This window comes from Novosphingobium organovorum (genome assembly GCF_022832435.1).
Lineage (GTDB): Bacteria > Pseudomonadota > Alphaproteobacteria > Sphingomonadales > Sphingomonadaceae > Novosphingobium > Novosphingobium organovorum.
In genome coordinates, this window is sequence record NZ_JALHLF010000091.1 from 1 (window position 1) to 15,443 (window position 15,443).

A 15,443-nucleotide genomic window follows, 5' to 3' on the forward strand; every position below is an offset into this window, starting at 1 on the left:
CACCGGCGGTCCCGCCGAGCTGGCGCGCCGCGCTCGCCCCGGCGCTCGACACGAGCGAGGCGCGGCGGCTGGGTGAGTGGCTCAAGGCCGAGGAGGACGCGGGCAAGACGATCTACCCGCCGCGCGGCCACCGTCTCCGCGCGCTCGAACTGACCCCGCTCGACACGGTCAAGGTCGTGATCCTGGGGCAGGACCCCTACCACGGGCCGGGACAGGCGCACGGGCTGGCCTTTTCGGTGCCCGAAGGCGTGCGCGTGCCGCCCTCGCTGGCCAACATCTACAAGGAACTGGCGAGCGACTGCGGCGTGCGCGCGCCGGGCCACGGCAATCTCGAACACTGGGCGCGACAGGGCGTGCTGCTGCTCAACACCGCGCTGACGGTCGAGGCGGGGCAGGCCGGTTCGCACCAGAACCGGGGATGGGAAGCGATCACCGACGCGGTGGTCGCCGCGGTTGCCGCCAAGGCGGAGCCTTGCGTGTTCCTGCTGTGGGGTAGCCACGCCCAGAAGAAGGCGATGCGTGTTCCCGATCTTGCGGGCAGCCACCACCGCGTGCTGAGCGCGCCGCACCCCAGCCCGCTGTCGGCGCACCGCGGTTTTCTGGGTTGCGGGCATTTTAGCGAGGCCAATCGGTTCCTCGTCGAAAATGGGCGTGAGCCGATCAATTGGGGGTGATTGATCGGCTCAATCGATCAGGCTGACCACAAAGCCTGACGCAACTTCGCGGCGCTGTGGTGCATTAAAGGTGCATACCCCCCAAGCTGCCGAGAGGAATGCACCATGGCCGACAAGCCCATCCAGACGAAGCCCACCCTGACCACCAGCGCCGGCGCGCCGGTCCCTTCCAACGAACATTCGCTGACGGCGGGCAAGCGCGGTCCGGTGCTGATGCAGGACTACCAGCTGCTCGAAAAGCTGGCGCACCAGAACCGTGAGCGCATTCCCGAGCGCACCGTCCACGCCAAGGGCTGGGGCGCGCAGGGCGTGTTCACGGTCACCCACGACATTTCGCAATACACCTGCGCCAAGCTGTTTTCCGAAGTGGGCAAGCAGACCGAAGTGCTCTCGCGCTGGTCGACCGTGGCGGGCGAGGCGGGCGCCGCCGACGCCGAGCGCGACGTGCGCGGCTTCTCCCTCAAGTTCTACACCGAGGAAGGCAACTGGGACATGGTCGGCAACAACACGCCGGTGTTCTTCGTGCGCGACGCCTACAAGTTCCCCGATTTCATCCACACGCAAAAGCGCCACCCGCGCACCAACATGCGCAGCCCCGAGGCGATGTTCGACTTCTGGGCCGCGCAGCCCGAATCGGTCCACCAGGTGACCATCTTGATGTCCGATCGCGGCATTCCCAAGAATCCGATGCGCATGAACGGCTATGGCAGCCACACCTTCTCGATGTGGAACGCCAAGGGCGAGCGATTCTGGGTGAAGTTCCACTTCATCACCCAGCAGGGCCACGCCTTCTACACCAATGAGGAAGCCGAAGCGCTGATCGGCAAGACCCGCGAAAGCTATCAGGAGGACCTCTATAACGCGATCGAGAACGGCCATTTCCCCAGGTGGACGCTCAAGATCCAGGTCATGCCCGAGGCGGACGCGCTTACCGTTCCCTACAACCCGTTCGATCTCACCAAGGTCTGGCCGCACGGCGACTATCCGCTGATCGAGGTCGGCGTGCTGGAAATGAACCGCAACCCGGACAACTACTTCCAGATGATCGAGAACGCCGCGTTCAGCCCCTCGAACGTGGTGCCGGGGATCTCCTTCTCGCCCGACAAGATGCTTCAGGCGCGGGTGTTCTCCTACGCCGACGCGCACCGCTACCGGCTCGGCACGCACTACGAGGCGCTGCCCGCCAACGCGCCAAAGGCGGCGAAGCTCAACCACTATCACAAGGATGGTGCGATGCGCTTCTTCACCAACGATTTCGGCAACGCCGATGCCTATTACGAGCCCAACCAGTACGGCGGGCCGGTGGCCGACGCGCGCGTGCAGGAGCCGCCGATGACGATCGACGGTGACATGGACCGCTACGGCAACGACCAGCTGGTCGACGACTACACCCAGCCGCGTGCGCTCTACGAGCTGTTCGACGCGGGCGAAAAGGAACGGCTCTACGCCAACTACGCGCAGGCCATGGGCCCGTGCTCGCCCGGCGTGAAGGAGCGCTGGTTCGCGGTCCTCGAAAAGGTCCACCCCGACTATGCGGCGGGTGTGCGCAAGGCTTGCGCGGCGCTCGACAGCGACGTCAACGCGGTGCCGATCACCAGCGAGACGCCGACCGACGCCGAAGACGTGAACACCGCGCCCGACACGGTGGAGGCGCACGCCGAATAAACCCCTGGGGGTGAACCCTCGGGTCGCACGAAGCGGCGTCGGGGCGGGCTGAAAAGGCCGGCCCCGGCGCCCTTTTTTCGCGGCAGGCCCTTGCCGTCAGGAGGCACGCCGTTGGACGGAAGCTCAGGCCGCCGCGCTCATTGCATGGCCTGTCCCGGCGGCGCCAACCGCGGTGGTGCGGCGCAGGAGCTCGCCCTGTCCCGAAATCTCGGGCCGGGCATCGCGGATGCGGGTGCGGAAGCTCGACATCAGCCGGGTGAGGCTCTGCGCCTCGCTTTCGAGGCTGCGCGTGGCGGCCGTAGTCTCTTCCACCATCGCCGCGTTCTGCTGGGTCATGCGGTCCATGTCGCTGACCGAGGTGTTGACCTGCTCGAGATCGCGCGACTGCTCGCGCGAGGACTGGGCCATGGCGGCGATGAACGCGCGCAGCTCGCTGACCTGCGAGACGATCGCCTCGAGCCGGGCGCCGGTCTGGCCGACGAGGTGGACCCCGTTGCCCACTTGCGCGGTGCTCTTGGTGATGAGCTCCTTGATGTCGTGCGCGGCCGAGGCCGAGCGCTGCGCCAGTTCGCGCACTTCGTTGGCGACGACGGCAAATCCCTTGCCCGCATCGCCCGCGCGTGCGGCCTCGACCCCGGCGTTGAGCGCGAGCAGGTTGGTCTGGAAGGCGATCGAATCGATCACGTCGATGATCGAGGAAATCTCGCGCGCCGAGGCCTCGATGGCGGACATCGCGGACACCGCCTCGTGGACCACGCGCCCGCCTGCGCTGGCTTCTTCGTGCGCGTGGTTGATGGCGTCCTGCGCTTCGCTGGCGGTCACCGCCGAATCGCGGATGCGCCCGGTCACCTGCCCCATCGCGGCGGCGGTCTCCTCCAGGCTGGCTGCCTGCTGCTGGTTGCGCAGCGCGAGATCGTCGGCGCCGGCGCGGATTTCGGAAATCGCGTTCATCACGCTGCCCGCGCCCACGCGCACGGTGCCCATCACCTTGCACAACTGGGTCACCGCCTCGTTGAAGTTGGCGCGCAGGGTCTCGTAGCTGGGCGGAAAAGGCTCCTCGATGCGGTATTCGAGGTCCTTGGCGGCCAGCTTGTGCAGCCCGACCGAGACCGCATCGACCACGCGCTGCTGCGCGGCATCGGCTTCGGCCTTTTCGAGCCCCGCACGGCGGAACACCTCCATCGCACGGGCCATGGTGCCGAATTCGTCCTGCCGTCCGGTGCCTTCGATGGTGGTGTCGAACTGGCCCGCGGCGAGGTGGTTGAAGGTACGGCTGGCGTGTTCGAGCGGGGTGACCACGTTGCGCGTGACCTTGCGCACCGCCCACAGGATCGCGGCGACGACGGCGAGCGCGATCAGTGCGCTGACGAGCAGGCAGATCGTGGTGATCCAGCTGTCGACGTGCATTTCATGATCGCTATAGACGCGTGAGAGATCGACGAGCCTGAGCACTTCCACGCGCTGGCGTTCGTAGAGCGGGGTGATCTCGCGCACGTGGATCCAGTACATCGCATCGCGATCGCGCGCCTTGACCGCGATGGTGAACTTGCCATCGACGATGCGCCAGAAATGGTCGGCGATGCGGATCACGCGGGTCAGCTGGTCCTGCATTTCAGGCGGGACCGGCGTCGATTGCCAGTAGGCCTTGCGTTCGTGGAACTCCTTGCGCAGGCGGTCGAGGTGGGCCAGCACGCGCGGCGCCTGGCCGGGGTCCTCGGTGACCAGCGTGGTTTCGAGGTAGGGTTCGACGACGAAGGCGGGGGGCGGCAGGATATCGGCCAGCATCTCGTTCTGCAGCGCGTGCTTGCGTTCGATCGGGCCGCCGAAGCGGATGGTGAAGATCACGAAGCCGGTCAGCAGCATGGCCAGCGCGACAAGCACGACGAGTGCGCGCCCTGCCTTGTGGGTTTGTGCCTTGATCATCGCGTGTGCGCCGCCCTCGAAGCCGTCAGGAAGCGATGGGCTTATCAGGACAGGGTGAAGCGGGGGCCAAATCGTGACTACTGGCATTTCCGGGGGCGCGCTTCATCTTCGCACTTGGGTCGCGCCCGAGACGATGGGGAAGGCCCGCAGGCCCGCGCGGCGGCCATCCCGGCGGCATCGGGCGCGCTGCGGTGCGGGAAAACTGGACGCAGTGCAGCAAAAAGATTGGCGATTCCCAATCTGTGATGTTGTACCATTACATTTTGTCGGCTAGGCGGCGGGGAGGCCGATCCGGTCGCACCACGCCACGAAGAAACAGGTGAACACAATGAGGGGCACACTTCTCCAGGGCTGCGCAATCGCCGCGCTCCTGGTTCCCGCCAGCGCCCTGGCCCAGAACGCCAGCGGCAATTCCCAAGCGGCTTCGGCCAGCGATCAAGGCACCGATCAGGACGATTTCCACGCGCGCACCTCGCAGCAGATCATCGTCACCGGCGTGCTGCCCACGCGCCGCCAGGACATGCTCTCGAGCGTGGCGGTGATCCAGGACGAGGCGCTGACCCAGGCGCTGCGCCCCTCGCTCGGCGAGACGCTGCAGCATCAGCCGGGCGTTTCGGCAACCTCCTTTGGTCCGAGCGCCTCGCGCCCGGTGCTGCGCGGCCTTCAGGGTGAGCGCGTGCGCGTGCTGGCCGACGGGATCGGCGCGATCGACGTGTCGAACACCTCGGTCGACCATGCGGTGGTGGTCAACCCGCTGCTGGCCGAGCGGATCGAAGTGCTGCGCGGCCCGCAGTCGCTGCTTTACGGCTCCTCCGCGATCGGCGGCGTGGTCAACGTCATCGACAAGCGCATCCCGCGTTCGGTCCCCGACGAGCCGATCCACGTCGAGGCGCTGGCGGGCTATGGTTCGGCCGCGAACGAGCGTTCGGTGGCGGGCGCGGTCGACGCGCCGCTGTCGAAGAACTGGGTGATTCACGCCGACGGCAGCTATCTGAAAAGCGACAATATGCGCATCGGCGGCTACGCGCTGACCCCGGCGCTGCGCGCGCAGGCGCTGGCCACCGCAGCCTCGGGCGCCTCGGACGACGAGATCGATTTTGCCGCCAACGCCAACGTGAAGGGCAAGCTGCCCAACTCGCAGGCCAAGACCTGGACCGCGGGCGCGGGCCTGGCCTATATCGGCGAAGGCGGCAGCTTTGGCCTTGCCTACAGCCACTACGACAGCCTCTATGGCGTGCCGGTCCGGCTGGCCACGGAGGAAGGCGCCGAACAGGAAGCGCCGCGCCTCAGCCTCGTGCAGGACCGCCTCGACGCGCGGGTCGAAATCGACGCGGGTGGCAGCGTGATCGACGCGATCAAGCTGCGCATGGCCTACGCCGATTACCACCACTTCGAGCTGGAAGAGGACGGCGAAGTGGGCACCGCGTTCTACAACAAGGGCATGGAAGGGCGCCTCGAACTCGCCCAGACCCGCCATGGTGCCTGGTCGGGCGTCACCGGCGTCCAGCTGTTCACGCGCGATTTCAACGTCGTGGGCGAAGAGGCCTTTCTGCCCAAGAACGCCACCTCGCAGGTCGGCCTGTTCACCCTGCAGCAGCTCGACTACGGCGCGCTCAAGCTCGAGGCGGGCGCCCGCTTCGAACACTCGGTGCTGTCTGCGCGGCCCGAGGGCGAGCAGGACCAGTTCTATTCGGGTTCGCGCACGTACGATGCGGTCTCGGGTTCGCTTGGTGCGTCCTATGGCCTCACCGATGCCTGGCGCGTTGGTCTCAACCTCTCGCGCACCGAACGCGCGCCGGCGGCCGAAGAACTCTTTGCCAACGGTCCGCACGCCGGGACCGAAGCCTACGAGGTCGGCAATCCCGAATTCGGGCTTGAAAAGTCGTGGAGCGTCGAGGCGATCCTGCGCGGGTCGGGCTCGAACTACACGTTCGAGGCCTCAGCCTACCACACCTGGTTCTCGAACTTCATCTACGACGACCTGACCGGCGCGGAAGAGGATGGCCTGCCGGTCTACCAGTTCTACCAGGGCGATGCGCACTACTACGGGTTCGAGGCGCAGGGCTCGCTCACGCTGGGCGAGATTGCCGGGGCGCGGATCGTGGCCGATGCGCTGGGCGACTATGTCCACGCGACGATCGTGGGTGAGGGCGCTGCACCGCGCATTCCGCCGCTGCGCGCGCTGGGTGGGCTCACCGTCCAGACCGCCAAGGTTGATGTGCGCGGCGAAGTCGAGCACGCCTGGGCGCAGAACCGCACCAGCACCTTCGAGACGCGCACGCCCGCCTACACGCTGGTCAACGCCGAAGTGAACCTGCGCCCCTGGGGCGATACCCGGCCGCTGAGCTTCACGCTTTCGGCCAACAACATCTTCGACGTCGTCGCGCGCCGCGCGGCCTCGTACCTCAAGGACTACGCGCCGCTGTCGGGCCGCGACCTGCGCGTGAGCGCGCGGCTGGCGTTCTGAACTAGGATAGAAGGGTATTGTCCGAGGGCTACTGCCCTCGGGCTCCCCGAACTGTGGGCCGCACCTTTTCCAGCCACCGGTGCGCGATAGCGGTGAGGGCGACCGCACGACCGGCCCAGCGTGGCATAACGTGGTCAAGGGGGCGGCCCCTCTCGAGCCGTCCCTTCGCCCTTCCGGCCCGACCGGCCTTGGGCTAGGCCTGCGGGCATGACGCTTTCCCTCCAATCGCGCCGCTGGCTGGGCCTGACGCTCGCCGGACTGGCGGTCCAGCTCGTCCTCCTGTGGATCAGCCTCTCCTACGATATCACGCTTTCGGTGTTCNTGGGCCTGACGCTCGCCGGACTGGCGGTCCAGCTCGTCCTCCTGTGGATCAGCCTCTCCTACGATATCACGCTTTCGGTGTTCTGTACCGGCGCCGACAGCGCGTGGCTGCGCGCGCTGGGCTATGTCCACGCGCTCTACCTCGTCCTGCTGGTCGTTGGCGTGGCGACGCTGCGCGTGGCACGGCTGCGGCCCTGGTATCTTGCGCTGTTGCTCCTGGCGCTGCCCGCGCTGCCGGTACAGGCGCACTTCGTACGCACCGGCGCGATCTATTGCAGTGCTTTCTGAAGGCAAAAAAAGGGGCGCCCGAAAGCGCCCCTTTCCTGATTTTAGGGTAGGCGAAACGCGCGCTCAGCGCGGCAGTTCGCTTTCGCCCATCAGCGCCAGGTCGACAGAGCGGGCGCACTGGCGGCCTTCGCGAATCGCCCAGACGACGAGGCTCTGGCCACGGCGCATGTCGCCGCAGGCCCAGATCTTCTCGTCCGAGGTCTGGTAGGCGAGGGTATCCGCCTTGACGTTGCCGCGCGCGTCGAGTTCGACCGCCGCCTGATCGAGCATCCCGGCCTTCTTGGGGCCGACGAAGCCCATCGCGAGCAGGATGAGATCGGCTTCAAGCGTGAATTCGCTGCCCGCGATTTCCTGCATCTTGCCGTCCTTCCACTCGACCCGGACGCATTCGAGGCCCTTGACGTCGTTGTCGCCCACGACGCGCTTGGTCAGCACGGCCCATTCGCGGTCCACGCCTTCCTGGTGGCTCGAGGAGGTGCGCAGCTTGAGCGGCCAGAACGGCCAGGACATGCCCTTGTCCTCGTGCTCGGGGGGCTTGGGCATGATTTCGAGCTGGACCACCGACTTGGCGCCCTGGCGGTTCGACGTGCCCACGCAGTCCGAACCGGTGTCGCCGCCGCCGATGACGATGACGTTCTTGCCGGTCGCGGTGAGCGATCCGCGCGGCGCGGCGCGCAGTTCATCGTCGCCCGCGTTGCGCTTGTTCTGCTGGGTCAGGAACTCCATCGCCAGCCGCACGCCGGGCAGTTCGGAGCCGGGAATGCCCAGTTTGCGCGCATCTTCGGCGCCACCGGCAAAGACGATGGCGTCGTAGTTGTCCTTGAGCGAGGTGATCGAGACGTTCACGCCCACCTCGGTCGAGGTCTTGAAGGAGACGCCCTCGGCTTCCATCTGCGCGGCGCGCCGATTGATGAGGTGCTTCTCCATCTTGAAGTCGGGGATGCCGTAGCGCATCAGCCCGCCCACGCGGTCGTTCTTCTCGAACACGGTGACCGAGTGCCCGGCGCGCGCGAGCTGCTGCGCGCAGGCCAGCCCTGCCGGACCCGAACCCACCACCGCAACCGACTTGCCGGACTTCTTCGCGGGGATCTTGGGCGTGATCCAGCCCTCGGCCCAGCCCTTGTCGACGATGGCGCATTCGATCGACTTGATGGTCACCGGCTCGTCGATGATGTTGAGCGTGCAGGCCGCCTCGCACGGGGCGGGGCAGATGCGGCCGGTGAATTCGGGGAAGTTGTTGGTCGAGTGGAGGACTTCCAGCGCGTTGCGGAAGTCGTCCTCGTAGACCAGGTGGTTCCAGTCGGGGATGATGTTGTTGACCGGACAGCCGGTGTGGCAGTGCGGCACGCCGCAGTTCATGCAACGCGAGGCCTGCCCCTTCAGCACGTCCGGCTTCAGGGGAATCACGAACTCCTTGTAGTTCTTCAGACGCTCGTCGACCGGTCCGTAGACGCGGTCCTGGCGGTCAAGCTCGAGAAAGCCGGTTTCCTTGCCCATGTTTTGTATTCCTTCGAACTTATTCGGCCGCGACGGTGGCGGCTTCGAGGCGCTCGGCCTCGAGCATCTTGAGCGCCTTGGTGTAATCGCGCGGCATGACCTTGACGAACTTGCCCAGCGCCGCTTCGAAATCGTCGAGCAGCGCGCTGGCGCGGGCCGAGCCCGTGTGCAGCTTGTGGCGTTCGAGCAGGATGCGGATGCGATCGGCGTCGTGGCGCAGCATGTCGCCCATGCCCAGGTCGTTGACGCTGACGGTACGCTGCTGCGGACGGCCCGCGCCGTCTTCCTCGTCGCGCTTGGCCGAGACCGCCACGAGATCGACCATCGCGGTGTTGGCGAGGTCCTTGAAGCGGCCTTCCTCGTCGTAGACGTAGGCCACGCCGCCCGACATGCCGGCCGCGAAGTTGCGTCCGGTCTTGCCCAGCACCATCACCACGCCGCCGGTCATGTATTCGCAGCCATGGTCGCCGCAGCCTTCGACGACCGCGATCGCGCCCGAGTTGCGGACCGCGAAACGCTCGCCGCCCACGCCGTTGAAGTAGGCTTCACCCGAGATCGCGCCGTAGAGCACCGTGTTGCCCACGATGATGTTCTCGCTCGGCACGCGGTTGACGTGGGTGGGCTGGCGCACGATCACGCGGCCACCCGACAGGCCCTTGCCGACGTAGTCGTTGGCATCGCCGGTCAGTTCGAGCGTCACGCCGTGGGCCAGCCAGGCCGCGAAGCTCTGCCCGGCAACGCCGGTCAGCGCGATGTGGATGGTGTTGTCGGGCAGGCCCTTGTGGCCGTAACGCCGCGCCACCTCGCCCGAGAGCATCGCGCCCACGGTGCGGTTGACGTTGATCACCGGCTTTTCGATGCGCACCGCTTCACCCGATTCGAGCGCGGGAGCGGCCGCCTCGATCAGCGCGTTGTCGAGCGCGAATTCGAGCCCGTGGTCCTGCGTCTGCGACCAGTTGAGCGAGGGGCTGTCACCCAGCGGCGCCTGGTAGAGGATCTTGGAAAGATCCACGCCCTTGGCCTTCCAGTGGGTGATCGCCTTCTTCATGTCGAGCCGGTCGACCCGGCCGACCATCTCGGCGATGGTGCGGAAGCCCAGCTCGGCCATGATCGCGCGCAGCTCTTCGGCGACGAAGAAGAAGTAGTTGATCACGTGCTCGGGCTGGCCGGTGAAGCGGGCGCGCAGAACCGGGTTCTGCGTCGCGACGCCGACCGGGCAGGTGTTGAGGTGGCACTTGCGCATCATGATGCAGCCCGCCGCGATCAGCGGCGCGGTGGCGAAGCCGAACTCGTCGGCGCCCAGCAGCGCGGCAACCGCGACGTCACGCCCGGTGCGCAGGCCACCGTCGGCCTGCACCGCCACGCGGCTGCGCAGGTTGTTGAGGATCAGCGTCTGCTGGGTCTCGGCAAGGCCGATTTCCCAGGGGCTGCCCGCGTGGGTGAGCGAGGTCAGCGGCGAGGCGCCGGTGCCACCCTCGTAGCCCGAGACGGTGATGTGGTCCGCGCGCGCCTTCGAAACGCCCGCCGCGACCGTGCCCACGCCCACTTCGGACACCAGCTTGACCGAGACGCGGCTCGTCGGGTTCACGTTCTTGAGATCGTGAATGAGCTGGGCGAGATCCTCGATCGAGTAGATGTCGTGGTGCGGCGGCGGCGAGATCAGGCCGACACCCGGGGTCGAGTGGCGGGTCGCGCCGATGGTCTTGTCGACCTTGTCGCCGGGCAGCTGGCCGCCTTCGCCGGGCTTGGCGCCCTGGGCCATCTTGATCTGGATGTCGTCGGCGTTGACGAGGTACTCGGTGGTGACGCCGAAGCGGCCCGAGGCGACCTGCTTGATCGACGAGCGCATGGTGTCGCCGTTTTCGAGCGGGAGGAACCGCTTGGGGTCCTCGCCGCCTTCACCGGTGTTCGACTTGCCGCCGATGCGGTTCATAGCCAGCGCCAGCGTGGTGTGCGCCTCCCACGAGATCGAGCCATAGCTCATCGCGCCGGTGGCGAAGCGCTTGACGATCTCGCTCGCGGGTTCGACCTCGTCGAGCGGGATGGCGGTTTCGGCGGTCTTGAACTCCATCAACCCGCGGATCGTCAGCAGACGCTCCGACTGGTTGTTGATGCTCTCGGCGAACTCCTTGTACTTGGCGGGGACGTTGCCGCGCACCGCGTGCTGGAGGTTGCCGATGTTCTCGCTCGTCCAGGCGTGGTCTTCGCCGCGCACGCGCGAGCCGTAGATGCCGCCCACGTCGAGCATCTTGGCGTAGATCGGGTTGTCGCCGTAAGCGGCGGCGTGGCGGCGCACGGTTTCCTCGGCCACTTCGGTCAGGCCCGCACCCTCGATCGTGGTCGCGGTCCCGGTGAAGTACTTGTCGATGAACGCGCTCGAGAGGCCCACCGCGTCGAAGATCTGCGCGCCGCAGTACGACTGGTAGGTCGAGATGCCCATCTTGGACATGACCTTACGGATGCCCTTGCCGATGGCGTAGACGTAGTTCTTCGCCGCCTGTTCGGCCGAGATCGGCAGGTTCTTGCGCACCCGGATCGCCTCGATCGTCTCGAACGCGAGGTAGGGGTTGATCGCTTCGGCGCCGAACCCGGCCAGCGCGCAGAAGTGGTGCACTTCGCGCGCTTCGCCGGTCTCGATCACCAGGCCCGCCTGCATGCGCAGGCCCTGGCGCACGAGATGGTGGTGGATCGCCGAGGTCGCCAGCAGCGCGGGCATCGGGATGCGGTCGGGGCCCTGCGCGCGGTCGGACAGGATCAGGATGTTCTTGTCCGCCAGCACGGCTTCGGTCGCCGCCCAGCACATTTCCTTGATCGCCATTTCCAGGCCCTCGGCGCCGGTGGAGGCGTCCCAGGTCATGTCGACGGTCTCGGTGCGGAACGCGCCGTCGAGCGCGGCCTCCACCGAGCGGATCTTGGCAAGGCCCTTGTCGGTCAGGATCGGCTGGCTGACTTCGAGACGCTTGTGCGTGCCCGCGTCATGGCCGAGCAGGTTGGGGCGCGGGCCGATCATTGAGACCAGGCTCATGACCAGTTCCTCGCGGATCGGGTCGATCGGCGGGTTGGTGACCTGCGCGAAGTTCTGCTTGAAGTAGTCGTAGAGCAGGCGCGACTTGTTCGACAGCACCGGGATCGGCGTGTCGGTGCCCATCGAACCGAGCGGATCGTCGGCGTTCATGGCCATCGGCTCGAGGAAGCGCTGGGTGTCTTCCTGGGTGTAGCCAAAGGCCTGCTGGCGATCGAGCAGGGTGCCGGTGGGCGCCGGGATCTCGGCCAGTTCGGGTTCGATCACGTCGAGGTCGGCGAGCTTGTACTGCGCCTTTTCGAGCCACTTCTCGTAAGGTTCGGCGGCCGAAAGAGTCGACTTGATCTCTTCGTCCTCGATGATGCGGCCCTGTTCGAAGTCGATCAGCAGCATGCGGCCGGGCTGGAGACGCCACTTGCGCACGATGTTGTCTTCCTTGATCGGCAGCACGCCGCTTTCAGACGCCATCACGCACAGGTCATCGTCGGTGACGAGGAAGCGCGCAGGGCGCAGGCCGTTGCGGTCGAGCGTGGCGCCGATCTGGCGACCATCGGTGAAGGCGACCGCGGCGGGACCGTCCCAGGGCTCCATCAGCGCGGCGTGGTATTCGTAGAACGCGCGCCGGTTGGCGTCCATCAGCGGGTTGCCGGCCCAGGCTTCCGGGATGAGGATCATCATCGCGTGCGCCAGCGAATAGCCGCCCGCGAGCAGCAGTTCGAACGCGTTGTCGAGGCTGGCGGTGTCCGACTGGCCGTGGCTCGGCATGATCGGCCACATCTTGTCGAGGTCGGCGCCGAGCAGGTCGCTTTCCATCGTGCGGCGGCGCGCGTTCATCCAGTTCACGTTGCCGCGCACGGTGTTGATTTCACCGTTGTGGGCCATGAAGCGGTAGGGGTGCGCGAGGCGCCAGCTGGGGAAGGTGTTGGTCGAGAACCGCTGGTGGACGAGGCCGAGCGCCGAGACGAAGTCGGGATCGCGCAGGTCGTCGTAGAACGAGCCCACCTGGGTCGCGAGCAGCAGGCCCTTGTAGACGATCGTCCGGCTCGAGAAGCTGGGCATGTACAGCTCGGTCAGGCCGGGCAGGTTGTGCTTTTCGGCCAGCGCGTGGAGCGGGTTCTGGGTCTGCTTGCGGATCGTCAGCAGCTTGCGCTCGAACGCGTCCTGGTCGGGGCAGTTGTCGCCGCGCGCGATGAAGCACTGGCGCACCACCGGCATCGATTCGAGCACCGCCTTGCCCAGGCCATCGAGCGTGACCGGAACGTCGCGCCAGCCGATCAGGCGCTGGCCTTCCTTGGCGATGAACTTCTCGAACTTGCTGGTCACGAAGTCGCGCGAAGGCTCGTCGCGCGGCATGAAGCACATCGCGACCGCGTAATCGCCCGCAGCCGGCAGGTCGTAGCCCTGCGCCGTGGCCCACTTGCGGAACAGCGCGTCGGGGATCTGTGTCAGGATACCCGCGCCATCACCCAGCAGCGGATCGGCGCCCACCGCGCCGCGGTGGTCGATGTTTTTCAGAATTTCCAGCGCCTGGGTAATGATGGCGTGCGATTTCTGGCCTTTGATATGAGCAACGAAGCCCACACCGCAGGAGTCATGTTCATTACGCGCGTCATAAAGGCCCTGGGGCTTAGGAAATCCCATCGATAATACCCATCCTGTCATTTTGTCGGGGGATCACCGGACCCGTTCGGTTGCTTTGCGCACACGAATCGAGCGTCGCTTTTCAGCAACGTAGTGACCCCAAGGTCCCCATGCAGATTGAAGGGGGATTTTGCAACTGGATAGAGGGGGTGGAGAGAAGGAAAATGCCAATTGACACGCATTTTTCGGCATTTTGTTATCAAAAAGCCCCACTTTAGCCTTGTTCGGCGTGGGGCTGGCGGGGGGAAGCGCGGTCCGGCAAGCCCTCGCTCCGCGCCGCGAGCACGCCCAGTGAGGGCCCGAAAAGGGCTCGGAGAAGGCCCATGGAGGGCCTGACGCGGGTTGGCTGCCGTTTAGGCCATAATACGCAGGGGGGACGGCGCAGGGCGTCTCCTGCCCCGCTCGCCGATCAGGCCGCGCCGCTCATGCGCTGGAGCGTGGCGAGCGCCGAGCGCAGGGCCTTTTCGGTTTCCTCGGCATCGTGCTTGCCCGGCGCGTCGAACAGGCGCTGGTTCATGGCGGCGGGCATCGCGGGGAAAGCGGGCGCCAGCGCGACCGGACGGACGGACGGGGTCTCGTCCGTCTCGGGTTCGCCGGTGCGGCGGGCGAAGAGGCCTTGCACGGGGCGTTCGTCACCGGGGAAGACCACGACCGGCTCGACCTCGTCCGGGGTCTCGGGTTCCTCGATCCGTACGAATTCCTGGCGCTGGGGCGTCGAGCGCGAGAGGTTGAGCAGCGAGGAGTACCCTTCCTCGAGCACGCTTTCCTCGTCTTCATCGGACCCGGCATCGGCCCCGGCGAGTTCTGGGGCATCCTGCGGCGCGGCGCTCGGCGCGTCGAACGGGCGCAGCGTGCCCGCGCCGATGTGGCGGGGGGGAATGTAGCCGGGAAGCGGTTCGTCCTCATCGTCGAACGCGTCGAGATCGACCGGGCGCATGGCGGCGGGAATGCGCGCGACGCGAGCTTGTTCGGGCGCGGTTTCGGGCGCCGGGGTCGGCGCGACGTCCGCGACGGGGGCGAGAAGGGGGGCCGCACCGCGCTTCACATCGGGGATGACCGGGATAGCCGGAACGGGCTCTTCGGCCGCGGCGGCCTCCTCGACCGGGGTGGTCTCGAGCGGTTCGGCGGCGACCTCCACGGGTTCGACGGGCAGGCTGGCCTGCCGCTCCATTTCTTCGCGGCGGCGGGTCATCGCCAGCGCGAGGCGTTCGAGCAGTTCGAGCTGCGAGAGCTCGTCGAGTTCGCGCGATTCGATCCGCGCGGCGGCGGAGCGCGATTCGGGCCCGGCGAAGGGCCGCACCGCGCCGGGTGCGGCGCCGGTCTCGGGCGCGGCCGTAATCGGCGCGCTGGCGGTCTCTTCGCGCGCGGGAAGCGCGAAGTCGGGGTGCGCGAAGTCGGTGTGGGCGTCGGCGCTGAAGATCGAGGCGGCGGGGGCGGGGCCGCTGGCGGCGGTGCGCGCGGCGATGGCCTGCGAATAGGCATCGAACAGGCCCTGACCGATCGGCTCACCAGGCGCGCGGGCGCCGAGCGGCGCGGCGGGGCGGAAGATCTGCGGTTGGGCGGCGATGGCGTCGTCGAAGCTGTCCGCGTCGCCCGCGTCGCCGTCGAAATTCTCGTCGCCAAGGCTTTCTTCGGTGAACGTTTGCGCGGCGGGGGTCTGCGCCGCGGGGGTTGGCGCGAAATCGTCGAGCGCGAAAGCGCGCACGTCGAGAATGCCCGCAGGACGGCCGGTTTCGGCCTCTTGCGCGGCGTGTTCGGCTTCGAGGCGGGGGGCGAAGATCGGTTCCGATACGGGGCAGGCCTCAAAGCCATCCGGTTCGGCCAGGGCGCGTGAAACAGGCTCGCTTTCCAGCGCTTCGCTGTCCAGCGCCTCGCTTGCCGGGGGCGGGGTGGCCTCGGCTTCGCGGTCCATGTCGGCCAGCGCGCGGCGGCGGCTGCCGGCGCG

At 67.1% G+C, this 15,443-nt stretch carries 6 protein-coding genes and 1 pseudogene; 3 read left to right on the forward strand and 4 right to left on the reverse strand.

Annotation, left to right across the window (positions count from 1 at the left end; genetic code table 11):
* Both MTR62_RS16670 and MTR62_RS16675 read left to right on the forward strand, forming a co-directional pair.
* A partial coding sequence (locus tag MTR62_RS16670) for a uracil-DNA glycosylase (RefSeq protein WP_244023024.1) occupies positions 1-674 on the forward strand: 674 nt, incomplete at its 5' end.
* Between the two features lie 105 nt (positions 675-779).
* On the forward strand, positions 780-2,339 hold the full coding sequence (locus MTR62_RS16675) for a catalase (protein ID WP_268739915.1): 1,560 nt from the start codon (positions 780-782) through the stop codon (positions 2,337-2,339).
* Positions 2,340-2,462: 123 nt separating this feature from the next.
* On the opposite strand, the gene MTR62_RS16680 is transcribed toward MTR62_RS16675, so the two are convergent.
* Positions 2,463-4,262, reverse strand: a complete 1,800-nt coding sequence (locus MTR62_RS16680; RefSeq protein ID WP_244023026.1) for a methyl-accepting chemotaxis protein — start codon at positions 4,260-4,262, stop codon at positions 2,463-2,465.
* 328 nt (positions 4,263-4,590) lie between these two features.
* On the opposite strand from MTR62_RS16680, the gene MTR62_RS16685 reads away from it, so the two are divergent.
* Positions 4,591-6,729 (forward strand): TonB-dependent receptor, encoded by a 2,139-nt coding sequence (locus MTR62_RS16685; protein ID WP_244023028.1) that lies wholly within the window; start codon positions 4,591-4,593, stop codon positions 6,727-6,729.
* 672 nt (positions 6,730-7,401) lie between these two features.
* Here the strand turns inward: MTR62_RS16685 and MTR62_RS16690 are convergent.
* From MTR62_RS16690 to MTR62_RS16700, 3 genes and pseudogenes are all read right to left on the reverse strand, one after another.
* On the reverse strand, positions 7,402-8,835 hold the full coding sequence (locus MTR62_RS16690; RefSeq protein ID WP_244023030.1) for a glutamate synthase subunit beta: 1,434 nt from the start codon (positions 8,833-8,835) through the stop codon (positions 7,402-7,404).
* A gap of 19 nt (positions 8,836-8,854) precedes the next feature.
* On the reverse strand, positions 8,855-13,498 hold the full coding sequence (gene gltB / locus MTR62_RS16695) for a glutamate synthase large subunit (protein ID WP_244023032.1): 4,644 nt from the start codon (positions 13,496-13,498) through the stop codon (positions 8,855-8,857).
* A 409-nt stretch (positions 13,499-13,907) separates the two neighbouring features.
* Positions 13,908-15,443: pseudogene (locus tag MTR62_RS16700) on the reverse strand (hypothetical protein); the annotation flags it as partial.